This window comes from Rhodanobacter soli (assembly GCF_040548735.1).
Classification (GTDB): domain Bacteria; phylum Pseudomonadota; class Gammaproteobacteria; order Xanthomonadales; family Rhodanobacteraceae; genus Rhodanobacter; species Rhodanobacter soli_A.
This window is the reverse complement of record NZ_JBEPSD010000001.1, coordinates 2,273,378-2,288,785: the sequence shown is the minus strand read 5'-3', so window position 1 is coordinate 2,288,785 and position 15,408 is coordinate 2,273,378. Positions and strand designations below refer to the sequence as shown.

13 protein-coding genes are annotated in these 15,408 nt (G+C 69.1%); 6 read left to right on the top strand and 7 right to left on the bottom strand.

All coding sequences use genetic code 11. From position 1 onward, the window contains the following. Positions 1-2 precede the first annotated feature (2 nt). From lpxL to ABIE04_RS10345, 3 genes are all read left to right on the top strand, one after another. Positions 3-920: an LpxL/LpxP family Kdo(2)-lipid IV(A) lauroyl/palmitoleoyl acyltransferase gene (lpxL, locus tag ABIE04_RS10355; protein ID WP_354549590.1), complete on the top strand. Its 918-nt coding sequence runs from the start codon at positions 3-5 to the stop codon at positions 918-920. A 224-nt stretch (positions 921-1,144) separates the two neighbouring features. Then, complete coding sequence (locus tag ABIE04_RS10350) at positions 1,145-1,891, top strand: polysaccharide deacetylase family protein (RefSeq protein ID WP_354549587.1); 747 nt, start codon at positions 1,145-1,147, stop codon at positions 1,889-1,891. After that, positions 1,888-2,964: a glycosyltransferase family 4 protein gene (locus ABIE04_RS10345; protein ID WP_354549855.1), complete on the top strand. Its 1,077-nt coding sequence runs from the start codon at positions 1,888-1,890 to the stop codon at positions 2,962-2,964. The genes ABIE04_RS10350 and ABIE04_RS10345 overlap by 4 nt, the downstream gene beginning before the upstream one ends. A gap of 14 nt (positions 2,965-2,978) precedes the next feature. Here ABIE04_RS10345 and ABIE04_RS10340 read toward each other — a convergent pair whose 3' ends face one another. The 4 genes from ABIE04_RS10340 to ABIE04_RS10325 all read right to left on the bottom strand — a co-directional run bounded on the left by ABIE04_RS10340 (position 2,979) and on the right by ABIE04_RS10325 (position 6,532). Beyond that, positions 2,979-3,731, bottom strand: coding sequence for a glycosyltransferase family 2 protein (locus ABIE04_RS10340; protein WP_354549585.1), 753 nt, complete (start codon positions 3,729-3,731; stop codon positions 2,979-2,981). Further along, positions 3,721-5,052, bottom strand: a complete 1,332-nt coding sequence (locus ABIE04_RS10335; RefSeq protein WP_354549583.1) for an O-antigen ligase family protein — start codon at positions 5,050-5,052, stop codon at positions 3,721-3,723. Before ABIE04_RS10335 ends, ABIE04_RS10340 begins: the two co-directional genes overlap by 11 nt. Before the next feature lie 64 nt (positions 5,053-5,116). Next, on the bottom strand, positions 5,117-6,244 hold the full coding sequence (locus ABIE04_RS10330) for a glycosyltransferase (RefSeq protein ID WP_354549581.1): 1,128 nt from the start codon (positions 6,242-6,244) through the stop codon (positions 5,117-5,119). A gap of 78 nt (positions 6,245-6,322) precedes the next feature. Then, positions 6,323-6,532 (bottom strand): zinc-finger domain-containing protein, encoded by a 210-nt coding sequence (locus ABIE04_RS10325; protein WP_354549579.1) that lies wholly within the window; start codon positions 6,530-6,532, stop codon positions 6,323-6,325. A gap of 205 nt (positions 6,533-6,737) precedes the next feature. Between ABIE04_RS10325 and ABIE04_RS10320 the strand changes: the two genes are divergently transcribed. After that, positions 6,738-8,003: a Yip1 family protein gene (locus ABIE04_RS10320; protein ID WP_354549577.1), complete on the top strand. Its 1,266-nt coding sequence runs from the start codon at positions 6,738-6,740 to the stop codon at positions 8,001-8,003. A gap of 67 nt (positions 8,004-8,070) precedes the next feature. On the opposite strand, the gene ABIE04_RS10315 is transcribed toward ABIE04_RS10320, so the two are convergent. Further along, a complete protein-coding gene (locus ABIE04_RS10315; protein WP_354549575.1) occupies positions 8,071-8,664 on the bottom strand; it encodes a YceI family protein in 594 nt (197 codons plus the stop codon). A gap of 51 nt (positions 8,665-8,715) precedes the next feature. Continuing rightward, positions 8,716-9,309, bottom strand: coding sequence for a malonic semialdehyde reductase (locus tag ABIE04_RS10310; protein WP_354549573.1), 594 nt, complete (start codon positions 9,307-9,309; stop codon positions 8,716-8,718). 131 nt (positions 9,310-9,440) lie between these two features. Here ABIE04_RS10310 and ABIE04_RS10305 point away from each other — a divergent pair, with 131 nt between their 5' ends. Continuing rightward, entirely contained in the window at positions 9,441-10,427 is a 987-nt protein-coding gene (locus ABIE04_RS10305) for a mitochondrial fission ELM1 family protein (RefSeq protein WP_354549571.1), read from the top strand. 8 nt (positions 10,428-10,435) lie between these two features. Here ABIE04_RS10305 and glnE read toward each other — a convergent pair whose 3' ends face one another. After that, positions 10,436-13,279: a bifunctional [glutamate--ammonia ligase]-adenylyl-L-tyrosine phosphorylase/[glutamate--ammonia-ligase] adenylyltransferase gene (gene glnE / locus ABIE04_RS10300; RefSeq protein ID WP_354549569.1), complete on the bottom strand. Its 2,844-nt coding sequence runs from the start codon at positions 13,277-13,279 to the stop codon at positions 10,436-10,438. 172 nt (positions 13,280-13,451) lie between these two features. On the opposite strand from glnE, the gene ABIE04_RS10295 reads away from it, so the two are divergent. After that, entirely contained in the window at positions 13,452-15,356 is a 1,905-nt protein-coding gene (locus ABIE04_RS10295; RefSeq protein WP_354549567.1) for an LTA synthase family protein, read from the top strand. Positions 15,357-15,408: the final 52 nt, after the last annotated feature.

The following is a 15,408-nucleotide window of genomic DNA, read 5'->3' as shown; positions in this document are numbered from 1 at the left end:
GCATGCCCCGCCCCACCTTCACCCGTTCGCTGCTCACGCCGCGCCACTGGCCGGCGTGGCTGGGTGTGGGCGCGATCTGGCTGATCGCACGGCTGCCGCAGCGCGCGCTGATGTGGCTGGGCCGGCGGCTCGGCGCGCTGGTGCGGCGGGTTCCCTCCCAGCGGCGGCGCATCGCCGCGGCGAACATCGCGCTGTGCTTTCCCGAACTCGATGCCGCCGCGCGCGCCGCGCTGGTCGACGCGAACCTGCGCGACATCGGCCTGATGTTGGTGGAGTTCGCGCTGGGCTGGATGGGCAGCAAGCGGCGCATGACCAGCATCTCCACCCGCATCGAAGGGCTGGAACACCTCGAGGCGGCGCGCGCGCAGGGCAAGGGCGTGCTGCTGGTCGGCGGGCACTTCTCGCACCTGGAGCTGTGCGCGCGGCTGGTCTCGCAGCGCATCCGCATCGCCGGCATGTACCGACGGATGGACTCGACCGTGTTCGAGTGGGTGGTGCTGCGCGCACGACTGGACTACGCCGACGCGATGTTCGAGAAGGACGACATCCGCGGCACCGTGAAGTACCTGCGCGGCGGCGGCACGCTGTGGTACGCGCCCGATCAGGACATGCGCAGCAAGGACACCGTGTTCGTGCCGTTCTTCGGCGTGCCGGCGGCCACCATCACCGCCACCCATCACCTGGCGCGGATGTCCGGCGCACTGGTGATCCCGTTCTTCCATCGCCGCCTGCCCGACGGCGGGGGTTACGCGCTGCGCCTCGGCGCACCGCTGGACGGCTTCCCCGGCACTGACGTGGAAACCGACACCGCCCGCGTCAACGCCTGCATCGAACAGATGGTGCGCGAGGCACCCGAGCAGTACCTGTGGGTGCACAAGCGCTTCAAGACCCGCCCGCCCGGCGCACCCGCGGTCTACTGATCCCTCCGACAGCCGGGTGAAAGCCTCGCCGGCCGAGAATTGCGCCGCTTTCGAGATCCGGGTCGACTCCGACGATCCGTCTCGCCGCCGAGTGGCGACTTTGCGCAACCACCTCGACTCCCGCGGACCGCCGGGCCTTTTCGGCTTGCGGGACGGCCGGACTGGAGAAGACCGCGCGATGACTCGCCATTCCCTTGCACCGCACCGGCATAGGAGTTGGAAAAGTGAGCGACGCCGCTTCGCGGGGAACACCCGCCCTGCCCATCCTCATGTACCACAACATCGCGCGCACGCCGCGCGACCTGCGCGTGTACCGCAGCCTGTTCGTGAGCCCGGCCGCCTTCGGGCGGCAGATGTGGCTGTTGCGTCGACTCGGTTACAGCGGGCTGTCCATGTCGGCCGCGATGCCGTACCTGCGGGGTGAACGCAGCGGCCGCATCGCCATCATCACGCTGGACGACGGCTACGCGGACAACCTGGACGCCGCGCTGCCGATCCTGCAGCGCTACGGCTTCAGCGCTACCTGCTACGTAGTCAGCGGCAGCATCGGGCGATACAACCAGTGGGACGCCGAACGGCTGGGCATGCGCAAGCCGCTGATGTCGGCGGAGCAACTGCGCGATTGGCACCGCGGCGGCATGGAAATCGGTGCGCACAGCCGCAGCCACCCACGGCTGACGCAATGCGATGACACGCAACTGCACGACGAGATCCACGGCAGCAAGGCGACGCTGGAGGATCGCTTCGGCGTATCGGTCACGCAGTTCTGCTACCCGTACGGCGACGCCGACGACCGCGTGGCTGGCATGGTGCGCGAGGCCGGCTTCGCCGCCGCGACCACGACCCGGCGCGGCCGGGCCTTCGCCGGCATGGACCTGTGGCTACTGCCGCGGGTGCAGGTGGCGCGCCACCACTTGCTGCCGCAGTTCGCCGCGCGGGTGCTGTCACGCTACGAGGATCGCCGCGCGTGAAGCTCCTCTTTGTCGGCACCAACCCCGAAAATAGCGGGGCCGCCAGCCACTTCGTCGCATTGGCGCAAGCCATGGCCGCGGCCGGGCATCAGGTCGGTGCGGCGGTCTATCCTGATGGCCCGGTCTGGCAAGGACTGGCGTGCTCCGATGTCCGCCGGTACAAGGCGAAATTCTGCAATGTGTTCGATCTGCGCGGCTATGTCGCCGTCATCAAGGCTGCGCGACGGCTGAAGCCGGACTGGCTGGTGGGAAATTTCGGCAAGGAATACTGGCCGCTGATCCTGATCGGACGACTGCTGCGCGTGCCGGTGGCGCTGTTCCGGCATCGCACGCCGCCGATGAAACGCCTTTCCGCCTACCTGATCCCGCGCCTCGCGCAACGATTCCTTGCCGTCTCGAAGCATGCCCGCCAGGCCTATCTGGATCGAGGCGTCCCGGGCCATCTGGTACGGGTGCTCTACAACCCGGTCGACATGGAACGGTGCCGGGCCGATCCGCGCCGCCGCAGCGAGATCCTGCACTCGCTCGGCCTGGATGAAGAGGCGATCGTGCTCGGCTACAGCGGCCGCATGCACAACGGCAAGGGCATCTTCCCGCTGCTCGAAGCCGCCAGCGCAGCCATGGCGGAACAGCCTCGGCTGCATTGCCTGTGGCTGGGCGACGGTCCGGATGCGCGGACGCTGCGCGAGCGCGCGACGGCGCATCCGACCGCGGGCCGGCATCACTTCCTGGGCTGGATCCCTGACGTCCACCCCTATTACAGCGCACTCTCCATGCTGGCCTTCCCGTCGATCGCCACGGAAACCTTCGGCCGGGTCTCGGTCGAGGCGCAGGCCGCCGGCGTTCCCGTGCTGGGCAGCGACATCGGCGGGATTCCCGAGACACTCGAGGCGGGCGTGACCGGCCTGCTGCTGCCGCCGGGCGACACGGCGGCGTGGCGCGACGCGATCCTGAAGCTGTGCGATCCGGCCCTGCTGGCGTCGATGGGTGCAGCCGCACACGACTACGTGCAGCAGCACTTCAGCATGCAGGTGATCGCCGCCCAGTTCCTGCAGATACTGGCCGGCAACTGAGTCTTGGAGCCCGTTCAATCCCGCGGGCGTCGCCGCTCGTACAACTTCGCGTATTTCAGGAATGCGTAGAACGCGTGGATGCGCGCCGCGATGAAGCCGGCCCAGCCGGAGCGCCAGTGTCCGCGCAGCACGTAGTAGCGCAGGAACGCCACGGCCGGATACGCCACCATGCGCAGCCGCAGCCAGCCGACCTTGCGTTTGGCCAGGTCGGCCTGTTGCAGGCTGGAGTAGCGATTCGCCTTGGCCACGCGTCCGGCGATGTCGGGCTCGCCGTAATGATCGATGACCACGTCGAGTACACCCACCGGGCCATCCACCTGCACTTCCTCGTGCACCTCGTGACCGCTCATGCGCGCGCGCTGCCGGTCGAACAGGCGCACGTAGTGGTTGAGCCGGCCGCGCCGCGACTGCCAGCGCCAGAACTGCCACTCGCGCCGCCACAACTGGTAGCCCGCATGGGTCGGCGCCAACAGTGCCTGCTGCAGACGCGTGGCGGCGTCCGCGTCCAGCGATTCGTCGGAATCCAGCAGCAGTACCCAACGATGGCTGGCCAGATCGATCGCCGCCTGCTTCTGTGCGCTGTAGCCGGCGAACGGCCGGGTGTGGAGGCGCGCGCCGTAGTGCGCGGCGATCGCCGCGGTGGCGTCGGTCGAGCCCGAATCCAGCACCACGATCTCGTCGGCCCAGCTCACCCCGCGCAGGCAGGCGTCAAGCGTGCCGGCGCTGTTGAACGTGGTCACCACCACCGACAGCAACTCACGCTCCATCGAGACTCTTCCGAGGAAGCGCTCTTTTGAAGAGTCCGGCACGGATGCCGGGCTCTTCTTCGCCGGCAGGGACGCCGGCAACGAACAAACTGGCGCACCACAGCCCGAGCAGCCAGGCGAACAGCAGCCCCCACCACGCCGAATAGAACGCCAGGTGGGTGTTCAGCGGGAACAGCATCACGCCCAACGCCAGGGTGACCGGGAACGCCCGCGCCCGCGCCGCCGCACCGACCCGGCGCCATGCGCGCCACGCCAGCGCCACCGCGGCCAGCCACAGCAGCAGGCCGAGCGTGCCGGTTTCGGCGAGCACCTCCAGCACCAGCTGGTGCGCGTGGCAGGCGCCCTCGCCCACGCCGCAGGCTTCCGTGGTCACCACGAAGTGATCGTTCGCCGCGGCGTATTGCGGATACGCATAGCGGAAGCCGCGCACGCCGACGCCGTTGATCGGGTGCGCCATGAACATGTTGACGCCGGTGCGCCAGATCTCGAGCCTGCCGCTGAGCGCAGTGTCGATGGACTGGTCGGTGCCCTGCAACGCGAGCAGGGTGCGCTCGACGCGGTCATGGAAGCGCGCGGAAGCCTTCCAGGCGATGCCGCCGGCCAGCGCCAGCAGCACCGCCGCGATCACGCAGAAACCGGCGAAACGCAGCGGCGAACGGGCCTCGCGCCAGGCAAAACCCAGCGCCACCAGCGCGTAGCACAGCCAGGCCGCACGCGAGCCGGCCAGCAGCACCGGCCCCAGCACCAGCGCGAACGCGAGCAGCAGGCCGGGCAGACCCCAGCGCCGCCGCGCCGCCCACAGCGCGAACGGCGACAGCACCGCCAGGGTCGGCCCCAGCTTGAGATTGTCGGCACCGAAGATGCCGGAGACGCGCTCGGCCTCGGCGCGCCCGCCCAGACTCCAGCCGGTCAGCGCCTGCAGCCAGGCGTCGGCGCACCACAGCGCCAGCACCCACGCCACGGCCACATACAGCGCCTGCAGCTTGTGCTCGCGGCGAATCGCGAAGCAGGCGTACAGGCCCAGCGGCGCGTAGCGCAGCAGGGCGGGCACGGTGCTCCAGCTCTTGCCCGGCATGATCGCGTCGACGGCGGAGAGCAGCGCGGCCCCCGCGTAGGCGGCCAGCAGCCACAGCAGCAGCCGCGCGCCGGCATGCTGGCGCAGCGCCTGCGGGTCGCGCGCGAACAGCATGATCACGCCGAGCAGGCACAGCACGGTGCCCAGTTCGGAACTGCGCCCGAACGGCAGCAGGGCGATCACCAGCCAGAACGGCAGCAGCGGGGAACGCAGCGCGGCCTTGAGTGAGGTGGTGAAGGAATTCATGCGCGGACCGTGGCGAAGACGATCACGCATTGTAGGCGAGTGCGCACACCCGCCAAGCGGGCTCTCAGCCGGCGGTCACTTCGTCGTACAGCGCCAGCGTGGCCTGCTGCATGTCGACCAGGCGGTAGCTCTGCAGCGGCGAGATCGGCGGCGCCACCCGCAGCAGCTCGGCGGCACGCTCGACCAGCCGCTCGCGATCGCCCGGGGGCACGCGGCCGGCCGGATACAGTTCGGCCAGCAGCTCGCCGACGCCGCCGTGCGCGTAGCCCAGCACCGGCCGGCACAGCGACAGCGCCTCGATCACCGTGCGCCCGAACGATTCGGGCTTGTTCGACAGCTGCAGTACCAGCGCCGAGATCGCGTAGATGTCGCGCATGTCGTGGCGCGGCGGCGCCAGTACCACCTGCGAGGTCACCCCGCGCACGCGGATCAGCTCGCGCAATTCGGCCACGTAGGCCTCGCGGCCGGGTTCGATCACGCCCAGCAGCAGCAATCGCGCCTCGATGCCGCGGCGCTTCAGGTCGGCCAGCAGCTCGATCGCGTCGTGGTGCCCCTTCAGCCGCGTGCCGCGTCCGGGCAGGGTCAGCAGCGGCGCGCCGGTCAGCGCCGGGAACTCGGCGAAGAACGCCTTCTGCCACGCATCGTCGGGGCGGTGCCCATAGGGAAATGCGACCGGATCGATGCCGCGAGGGATCACCCGCACCTTGCCGGGTTCCAGCCAGCGGTAGTGGCTCAGCACGTAGTCGCGCAGGGTCTGCGAGACCGCCACCACGCGCTCGCCGCGCAGCAGGATCGCGCTGTAGCGGCCCGGCGAATTGAGCCCGTGCACGGTGGTGACGAAATGCGGCCGTGGCGTCATCCCCTTCAGCGCCCACCAGCCCATCCAGGCCGGCAGCCGCGAACGGGCATGCACGATGTCGGGTTTCAGCTCACGCAGCGCACGGCGCAACGCGCCAAGCCTAGTCAGCGTGCCCAGTGACTTGCGGCCCAGGTCCAGCGTGATGTGTTCGCTGCCCTCGGCCTGCAACTGTTCGACCAGCCGTCCGCCGGCCGAGATCACCACCGAGCGGTGGCCGGCCTGCACCAGCGCCCGTGCGATTTCCAGCGCCGAACGCTCCGCGCCGCCGGAATGCAGCGCGGGGATCAGTTGGACCACGGTCAGCAGCTTGACGGGCACGGCAATGCTGGACATGAGCTCTGGGCTGGAGGCTTTCATTCTCTGGAGACATGCAAAATTAGTGCCGCCAGCTGTTCGGGTGGACCCGGACGATCAGTCGCGCAAGACGTAATGCGCGCCACAGTAGGCGCAGGTTGATTCGCCGCCATCGTCGACGATCGGCAGGTACACCTTCGGGTGCGAATCCCATAGCGCCATGCCGGGCATCGGACAGGACAGCGGCAGGTCGGCGCGCGTCACTTCGTAACGATTTTCGGCATTTGCCGGCATCAATGACGCCGCCGCGGAAAGGGGGGATGACATCAGTGGACTCCAGACTGGACATCAGGCCGCAAATGGTAGCAGGCTGCAGCCTTCTGTCGGGGGACAGCACAGGGGAACTCCAGGGAAAAACCACCGCCGCGGCGCCCAGCCGTCATACAGCTGCGGCGGTTGTCATGAAGTGAGCACACCATCCTCGACCCGGCGCCCTGCGCCGGGCCAACTGCAACGGGCTTAGGAGCTGACCATGGATTTCGGAAAGATCATTGAACGCATCAAGGCCATCCTGACCACGCCCAGGACCGAATGGCCCGCGGCCGCCGCCGAGCCGGCCACCGTGCAAAGCCTGTACGCCGGCTACATCGCGATCGTCGCCGCCCTGCCGATCATCGCCGGCTTCATCAAGGGCAGCCTGATCGGCACCAGCGCGTTCGGCATCACTGTGCGCACGCCGATCGGCATGGGCATCGTGGGCATGGTGCTGCACTACGTGCTGGCGCTGGTGATCGTCTACGTGGTGGCGCTGATTATCAACGCACTGGCACCCACCTTCGGCGGCCAGAAGGACATGGTGCAGGCACTGAAGACCGTGGCCTACGCCTGGACCGCCAGCTGGATCGCCGGCATCGCGGTGATCGTGCCGTGGCTGGGCTGGCTGATCGCGATCGCCGGTGCGGTCTACGCCATCTACCTGCTGTACCTGGGCCTTCCGCACACCATGAAGTGCCCGCCGGAAAAAGCCGGCGGCTATACCGCGGTCAGCGTGATCATCGCGATCGTGCTGAGCTGGATCGTCGGCGCGATCGTCGTCGGTGTGGTCGGCACCGCCGCGATGACGGGTGCGGCGATGGGCGGCATGCACGTCACCGGCAGCAACGGCGACAGCGTCACCATCGACAGTGACAGCGCACTCGGCAAGCTCGCCGCGATGGGCCAGCGTGCCGAACAGGCCAGCAAGGAGCTGGACGCCGCGCAGAAATCCGGTGATGGCCAGGCGCAGTCCGCCGCGATGGGCAAGATGATGGGCGCCATGGCCGGCAGCAACGGCAACGTCGAGGCGCTGGCGCCGGACCAGATCAAGGCCTTCCTGCCCGATAGCCTGGGCAACCTCAAGCGCAGCAGCCTGTCGGCCGAGCGCAACAGTGCGATGGGCATGCAGATCTCCCAGGCCAGCGCCAACTACGCCGCCGACAACGGCCAGCACGTCACGCTGGAAGTCTCCGACACCGGCGGCGCCAAGGGCTTCATGTCGCTGGCCGCCGCGATGGCGCCGGAGGAAGAAAAGCAGACCGACCACGGCTACGAGAAAACCTACAGCGCCGACGGCAACCTGGTCCACGAGGAATGGGACACCCAGTCGAAGTACGGCGAATACAGCGTGGTGGTCGGCAAGCGCTTCACGGTGAAGGCGAACGGCAACGTCGACAGCATCGACCAGCTGAAGCAGGCGGTCGCCAGCATCGACCTCGGCAAGCTGGAATCGCTGAAGGACGCGGGTGTGAAGGCGAACTGATCCGCTTTGTCAGCCCACAAAAAAACCGCGCCGATGATGGCGCGGTTTTTTTGTGGGCCACGGAATTTTACTTGGCCGCGGCCTTCTTCGGCACCGAACCTTCGGTGGTGATGCGGATGGTGAGCTCGTCGCTGACGTTCGGCACATAGGCGCCGACGCCGAAATCCGACCGCTTGATGCTGGCTGTGGCGTCGAAACCGATCGACGGCGCCTTGGTCATCGGATGCGGGCCGACCTTGTTCAGCGTCGCATCCAGCACCACCGGCCGGGTCACGCCGTGCACGGTGAGGTTGCCGGTGACCTTGAACTTGTTGCCGCCCAGCGGCTGCACCTCGGTGCTCTTGAAGGTCACCACCGGGTACTGGTCGGCATTGAGGAAATCCGGCTTCTTCAGATGCTCGTCCAGCGCCGACACGTGGGTGTCGAGCCTGGCCAACGGCAGGGTCACTTCCACGCTGGAATTGGCCGGATGCTGCTCGTCGAACACCAGGGTGCCTTCACCCAGGCCGAGGTCGGCGGTGGGGTTGGAGTAGCCGAAGTGGTTCCAGCTGAACAGCACCATCGTGTGGCCGGGATCGAGCTTGTAGGTGACCGGGGCGGCCTGGACCGACACGGCGGCGCCGAGCAGGCCGGCGAGAGCGAGATACTTCAATGCACGCATGGAAAAGCTCCTGGAAAAGTGGGGACGGGACAGTGGGATGTGACGTGGACTTCAGGCGATCGTGCAGGCTTCGCCGAACGCGAGGCGGGGGCTGCGCGCGAACAGGTTGCGGCTGGCGTCGCCGTAACCGATGCTGATCAGGAAGTTCGACTTGATCGAGGTGCCGGCGAAGAACGCCGCATCCACGCCGGCATTGTCGAAGCCGGACATCGGGCCGCAGTCGAGCCCGACCGCGCGCGCCGCCAGCAGCAGGTAGGCGCCCTGCAGGGTGGCGTTGCGGAAAGCGGTGGTGTCGATCAGCGGCTGGTTGCCGACGAACCAGCTGCGCGCGTCGGTGTGCGGGAACAGCCGCGGCAGCTGCTCGTAGAATTCGTGGTCGGTGGCGACGATCGCGGTGACCGGCGCTTCCATGGTCTTGGCGCGGTTGCCGTCGGACAGGAACGGCTCCAGCTTCGCCTTCGCCGCCTTCGACTTCACGAAGACCACCCGCATGGGCGAGGAGTTCGCGCTGGTCGGGCCGAACTTGGCCAGGTCGTAGACCTGCTGCAGCTGCTCGTCGCTCACTTCTTTCGGCAGCCACGCATTGAAGGTGCGGGCACTGCGGAACAACTGGTCCAGACTGGCCTCGGAAAGCAACTCGCTCATCGGTATCCTCTGTGGAAAGACGCGCCGGCAATGACGCCATCCTGCAAGTGTATAGGCGCTCGTACGCGAACAGCCCACCCATTAGGGGAACATACCGTGTTCATTCGGGAAACAATGCAGGGCCTGTGCCCGTGCTGAGACTGCACGGCGAATGCTGGGTGGTCACCGACAGCGCGGCCGGCAACCAACGCCAGGCGCTGGCGCTGGCGGGACACCTGCAACTGCCGCTGCGTCATCTCGTATTGCGGCCGCGCGCACCGTGGTCGTGGCTGGCGCCACGGCTGGAACTGGGCGGCCGGCTCGCCCTGCCCGCCCGTCAGCGCCGCCTGTTCGCGCCGCCGTGGCCGGCCGTGGCGATCGGCTGCGGCCGCGCCGCCGCGCTGTTCACGCGCATGCTGCGCCGGCTGTCCGACGGGCAGTGCTACACCGTGCAAATCCTGGACCCACGCATCGACCCCGCGCACTGGGACACGGTGATCGCGCCCCGCCACGACCAACTCGACGGTCCCAACGTGCTGCACCCGCTCGGCTCGCTGAACTCGGTGGACGACGAATGGCTGGCCGACGGCCGCGATGCCTGCCCCAGCTTCGCCGAGCTGCCGCAGCCGCGTGTGGGCGTGCTGCTCGGCGGCCCGCGCCAGGGCATCGCGCTGAATGCGGACTACGCCCGCCAGCTCGCCGTACGCCTGCTCGAACGCCAGCATCATGAAGGCGGCAGCCTGCTGGTGCTGGGTTCGCGGCGCACCTCACCGGCGCTGATCGAGGTGTTCCGCAGGACGCTGCACGACGTGCCGGGCCTGGTCTGGGCCGGCCCCGACGACGGCCGCAACCCCTATCCCGGCGTGCTCGGCTGGGCCGATCGCCTGGTGGTCACCCCCGACTCGGTGAACATGCTGAGCGAAGCCTGCGCCGTCGGCTGCCCGGTCGAGACCTTCGTCACCACGCCGCTGCCGGCAAAGATCGCGCGCTTCCATCAGGCGTTGCGCGCGGCCGGGCGACTGCATGATCTCGACAGCCAGGCGCCGGCCTCGGCCACCCCGCTGCGCGAGACCGCGAGCATCGCCGCCGAACTGCGCGCGCGGATCCAGCGACGGCAGGCGCAGCAGGCGCTGGACTGAGCCGCTGCTCAGTCGAACGCAAAGCCCAGCGCGTCGGTGACCTCGCGCACGCTGCCGCACAGCTGCTCCAGCTCCGCATCGCGCGGGGCGATACGCGAGCGCAGGTCGAGCGTGCAGGCGAGCGCGCGTTGCAGCAGGTCGGCATGGGCCACGGTAAGGATCGCGGACTGGTCGCTGTCGAGCAGGCCGGCGACGCGGCACGCTTCGATCAGCCCGGCGTTCGCGGTAACGCCGAGCAGGCCCGGTTGCTCGGCCGCATGCGCCAGCACCAGTCCCTGCAGTGCGAACTCGATGTCGAGCAGGCCGCCGTGACCCTGCTTCAGGTCGAGCTGGCGCTCGTCGGAGCGGTCGCGCTCGGCTCGCCAGCGCGCACGCATGCTGCCGACCTCGGCCAGCACCGTGGCGCGCTCGCGCGGCACCGCCAGGATGTCGCGACGCACCCCGGCCAACTCGGCGTTGAGTGCCGCGTCGCCGGCGACCGGCCGCGCGCGCAGCAGCGCCTGATGCTCCCACGTCCACGCGCGGCTCTGCTGGTACGCCACGAACGCGTCAAGGCTGCTGACCAGCAGGCCCTTGGAGCCGTCCGGGCGCAGGCGCGTGTCGACTTCGTACAGGCGGCCGCCGCGGGTCAGCACGGTAAGCCAGTTCATCACCCGCTGGGCCAGCCGCTGGTACCAGCGCGAACCCTCGATCGGCCGGGCGCCGTCGCTCATCACCTGCGCACGGCGACTGTCGTAGACGAAGACGAGGTCGAGATCGGAGGCGAAGCCGAGCTCCTCGCCGCCGAGACTGCCGTAGCCCAGCACGGAAAAACCCGAACCTTCGCCGGGCAGGCGGCCGTGCTGGGCGACCAGCTCGCGCTCAGCCAGCGCCAGCACCGCGCCGATCACCGACTCGGCCAGTGCGGCGAGCCGGCGCGCGGTGGCGACCGCGTCGGCGCGGCCGTCATTGAACGCCAGGCCGAGCCGGAACGCGGTGGAGGCTTTGAACTCGTTGATCCGATCGAGCTCCGCCTCGGCCTCGCGCTCTTCCAGCGTGCCCAGCACGCGCGCGATCTCGGCGGTGATGTCGGCGCGCTTGAACGGCAATTGGTCGATGCGCGGGTCGAGCACGTCGTCCAGCAGCAGCGGCTGCGCGATGACGCGCTCGGCCAGGAATGCACTGTCGGCAAACAGCCGCACCAGTCGCCGGCGCGCCGACGGCTGCTCTTCCAGCAGGGCCAGGTAGGACGAGCGCCGCGCCACCGCCTGCATCAGCCGGCACAGCCGCAATAGGCTGGCCACCGGCGCGGCGGTGGCGCGGGCGGCGTCGAACAGCTGTGGCATCAGGTGATCGAGCCGCTCGCGCGAGCGCGCCGACATCGCGCGCACCGCCGTGGCCTGCGGCAGTTTCAGCAGGGCATCCGCCAGCTCGTCGCCGGGCGCGAAGCCGGAGGCTTCCAGCGTGGCGGCGTCCAGCGATTCGTCGCAGGCACGCTGCCACAGCACCATGTCGGCAGCCGGCACGCGGGCGGCACGGCCGCCCTGCGGCATCAGCACGGCGGCGAATTCCTCGCTAACGATGGCGCGCTGTTTCGCCAGCGCCGCATGCAGGCTGTCCCAGTCGGGATAGTCCAGGCTCAACGCGATGCGCTCGCGGCTCAGCGCGTCGGCGGGGATGTCGTGGGTCTGCGCGTCGCGCAGCATCTGCACGCGGTTCTCGACCCGGCGCAACAGCGCATACGCCTCGCGCAACACGCGCGCGCGCGCCGCGTTGATATGGCCGCGCGCCTCGCATGCGGTCAGCGCGCTCAGCAGGCCGCGCACGCGCAGGGACGGTTCGCGGCCGCCGCGGATCAGCTGGGTCAGCTGCACGATGAATTCGATCTCGCGGATGCCGCCAGGGCCGAGCTTGAGGTTGTCGGCGAGATCCTTGCGCGCCACTTCCGCGTCGATCAGCGCCTTCATCTCGCGCAGCCCCGCGAACGCGGTGTAGTCGAGGTACTTGCGATAGACGAACGGGCGCAGCAGTTCCTGCAGCTGCTTGCCGGCAGCCCGGTCGCCGGCGACCGGGCGCGCCTTGATCCACGCGTAGCGTTCCCAGTCGCGGCCCTCGCTCTGGTAGTACTGCTCCATCGCGGCGAACGACAGCGCCAGCCGGCCGGCGTTGCCGAACGGACGCAAGCGCAGGTCGACCCGTGCGCAGATGCCGTCCATGGTCGGCTCGTTCAGCAGGCGCACCAGCTGGCGGCCGAGCCGGATGAAGTATTCGCTGTTGTCGAGCGGGCGCGCGCCGTCGGTCTGGCCGGCGTTCGGGTACGCCAGCACCAGGTCGATGTCGGAGGAGAAGTTCAGCTCGCTGCCGCCGAGCTTGCCGAAGCCGATCACCAGCAGCCGCTGCAGTGCGCCGTCGTGGTCGCGGCTGTGGCCGTAGCGCGCGGCCAGCGCGCGCTCGGACCAGTCCAGCGCCACGCCGAGCAACGCCTCGTACAGCACGCTGGTGGCGGACAGGGTTTCCGGCAGCTCGTCCAGCCCGTTGACGTCGCGAAACACCAGCCGCAGCGCTTCGGCGTGGCGGAAGCGGCGCAGCGCGACCATGCAGGCGGCTTCGTCGTCCGGCAACCTCAATGCATCGATGCGAGCGCTGGCGTCGCTGCCCGAGCGCAGCCGCTCCAGCCCGGCCGGCGCCAGCAGTTGCGGCTGGCGGCACCACACGTCGAAGGCGAAGTCGCTGGCCAGCAGGGTGCGGCGGATCCGCTCGGCTACGCCGGCGTCGTCGTGCAGGGGCACGCCGGCGGCGCGGCAACGGGCGGCCAGATCGCCATAGCGGTCGTCGATCAGCGCTCGCAGCGCGGCGGATTCCGGGTGGGTCATCCCGCCATTGTGCCGCATGCCGGCCGGTTGCCGACGCCCGGCGACGGACCATGACGACAGCTTGAACAAGCCGCGGCCAAGCCCGAAACTCGCCGGCCACGCCCTACCCATTGTTCATCTGGATGCCATTACATTGGCGTGTCCAGACCATGACAGCAACCGCAGGACGGCCATGTCCCCGAATTCCGCCCATCCGCCCGCACGCTGGCGCGCCATCGTCCCGCGCGCCGCGCTGCTGCTGTTGCTGGCGCTGGCCTTCGTGCTGCTCACCGGCCTGGTGGACGGCGGCGTCGGGGTGACTCCGCTGCGCCTGTTCGACCAGGCGCGCTACCCGCTGGCCAATGCGTGGCCGGGCCTGCTGCTGGCCGGCATCCTGCTGGCGATCAGCCGGCGCGCATTGCTGTCGTTCGCGCTGGCGTTCCTGCTGCAGGGGTTGTTGTATGCGGTCAACCTGCTGAAGGTGGCGAACCTCGGCACGCCGCTGCTGCCGGACGATTTCCGTATCGTCGGCCAGCTGCACAAAGGCGGCATGCACCTGCTGTCCGGTTACCTGCCGCACAGTCCGTGGCCGTACCTGGGCCTGCTCGCCGCGATGGCGCTGATCGTCGCGGCATGGCGGCTGGAGCCGCCGTTGTTCCCGCGCCGCACGCGTGGCGCGCGCCTTCTCGGCGGCGGCGTGCTGGCGCTGGCGCTGGCCAGCATGCTGGTCGGCCTGCCCGCCTGGGCGAAGATCTACAACGGGAAGACACTGTGGCTGGAACCGTGGTCGGCGATCTCCACCACCACCCATTCCGGCCTGGTCAGTGCGCTGATGCTGTTCCACCTGGAATACGGCAAGGGCGAGCACAAGCCCGACCGCGCCGCGGCGGCGAAATTGATCGAGCAGTCCACGCCGGCCCTGCTGCAGTCGATGCAGGCGCCGGCTGCCGGCGGCGAACTGCCCGACATCGTGGTGGTGCAGAGCGAGTCGTTCTTCGACCCCACCATCATGCGCGGCTACGAGCACAGCAACTTCGCGCCGAACCTGCGCCGGCTCGCCGCACACGGCACCAGCGGCAAACTGCACGTGCCCACCTTCGGCGGCGGCACCATCCGCACCGAGTTCGAGGTGCTTACCGGGCTGTCCCTGCGCTACTTCGACAACCTGCAGTTCCCCTATCTGCAGATGAGCCACAAGGCGCTGCCGGGGCTGGTGCGCACGCTCAACCGGCACGGCTACACCACGCTGGCGCTGCACGGCAACGACCCGGCGTTCTGGAACCGCACCACCGCGTTCAAGGCGATCGGCTTCGACCGCTTCGTCTCGCAGTCGTCGTTCCCGCCCACGGCGCCGAACGACGGCAAGTACATGGCCGACAGCGCGATGACCGACGAGATCATGACGCTGCTGAAGAACGACGGCCCGCCGCAGTTCATCTTCGCGATCAGCATCGAGGCACACGGCCCGTACGACGTCGAGCCCGCCCACGTCGCCGAACGCGACGCGATCCCGGTGCCCGACGGCATTAGCGGCCGCGACAAGCTGGAACTGCAGACCTACCTCTACCACCTCAAGCATGCCGACGCCGAGCTCGGTCGGCTGGTGAAGCTGCTGGCGCAGCGCCAGCGGCCCAGCGTGGTGCTGTTCTACGGCGACCACCTGCCGGCGCTGAGCAACAGCTACCAGATCACCGGCTTCGTCGACGGCGGCGACATGCTGAGCCAGGCCGGCGTATGGCTGTTGGTCGATCCGAAGCGCCCGGGCAAGCGCAGCAAGGCCGACACCGCCTCCTGGCTGCTGCCCGGCAAACTGCTGGCGCACATCGGTATCCACGACGATCCGTACTTCGCCCTGACCGAACTGGTCGGCCCGCAACTGGCTGCGCTCACCGAGGCTCCCGGCGCCCCGCCGCTGGCCGAGGGCGACGACCAGCAGCAGCTCGACAAGGCCATGGCCAGCATCGACCAGTTGCGCATGAGCAACAAGCTGGACAGCCTGCTGCCGCAGCCGGCGACGCCGGCGCTCACGCCCGCACCCGGCAAGATCGCCCACAACGACGTGCCGCCGGCGCCGTTGCCGGCATCCGCCGCACAATGATGCGCACGATTCGAACCCTTGCTCCGGGCTTGCCGTTCAGCGAGCTGTCCGG

What these genes read in the sequence shown, in the direction of transcription:
- lpxL (WP_354549590.1), top strand. Translation starts at nt 3, where the DNA reads ATGCCCCGCCCCACCTTCACCCGTTCGCTGCTCACGCCGCGCCACTGG.
- ABIE04_RS10340 (WP_354549585.1), bottom strand. Translation starts at nt 3,731, where the DNA reads ATGGAGCGTGAGTTGCTGTCGGTGGTGGTGACCACGTTCAACAGCGCC.
- ABIE04_RS10335 (WP_354549583.1), bottom strand. Translation starts at nt 5,052, where the DNA reads ATGAATTCCTTCACCACCTCACTCAAGGCCGCGCTGCGTTCCCCGCTG.
- ABIE04_RS10330 (WP_354549581.1), bottom strand. Translation starts at nt 6,244, where the DNA reads ATGTCCAGCATTGCCGTGCCCGTCAAGCTGCTGACCGTGGTCCAACTG.
- ABIE04_RS10325 (WP_354549579.1), bottom strand. Translation starts at nt 6,532, where the DNA reads ATGTCATCCCCCCTTTCCGCGGCGGCGTCATTGATGCCGGCAAATGCC.
- ABIE04_RS10320 (WP_354549577.1), top strand. Translation starts at nt 6,738, where the DNA reads ATGGATTTCGGAAAGATCATTGAACGCATCAAGGCCATCCTGACCACG.
- ABIE04_RS10315 (WP_354549575.1), bottom strand. Translation starts at nt 8,664, where the DNA reads ATGCGTGCATTGAAGTATCTCGCTCTCGCCGGCCTGCTCGGCGCCGCC.
- ABIE04_RS10310 (WP_354549573.1), bottom strand. Translation starts at nt 9,309, where the DNA reads ATGAGCGAGTTGCTTTCCGAGGCCAGTCTGGACCAGTTGTTCCGCAGT.
- glnE (WP_354549569.1), bottom strand. Translation starts at nt 13,279, where the DNA reads ATGACCCACCCGGAATCCGCCGCGCTGCGAGCGCTGATCGACGACCGC.
- ABIE04_RS10295 (WP_354549567.1), top strand. Translation starts at nt 13,452, where the DNA reads ATGTCCCCGAATTCCGCCCATCCGCCCGCACGCTGGCGCGCCATCGTC.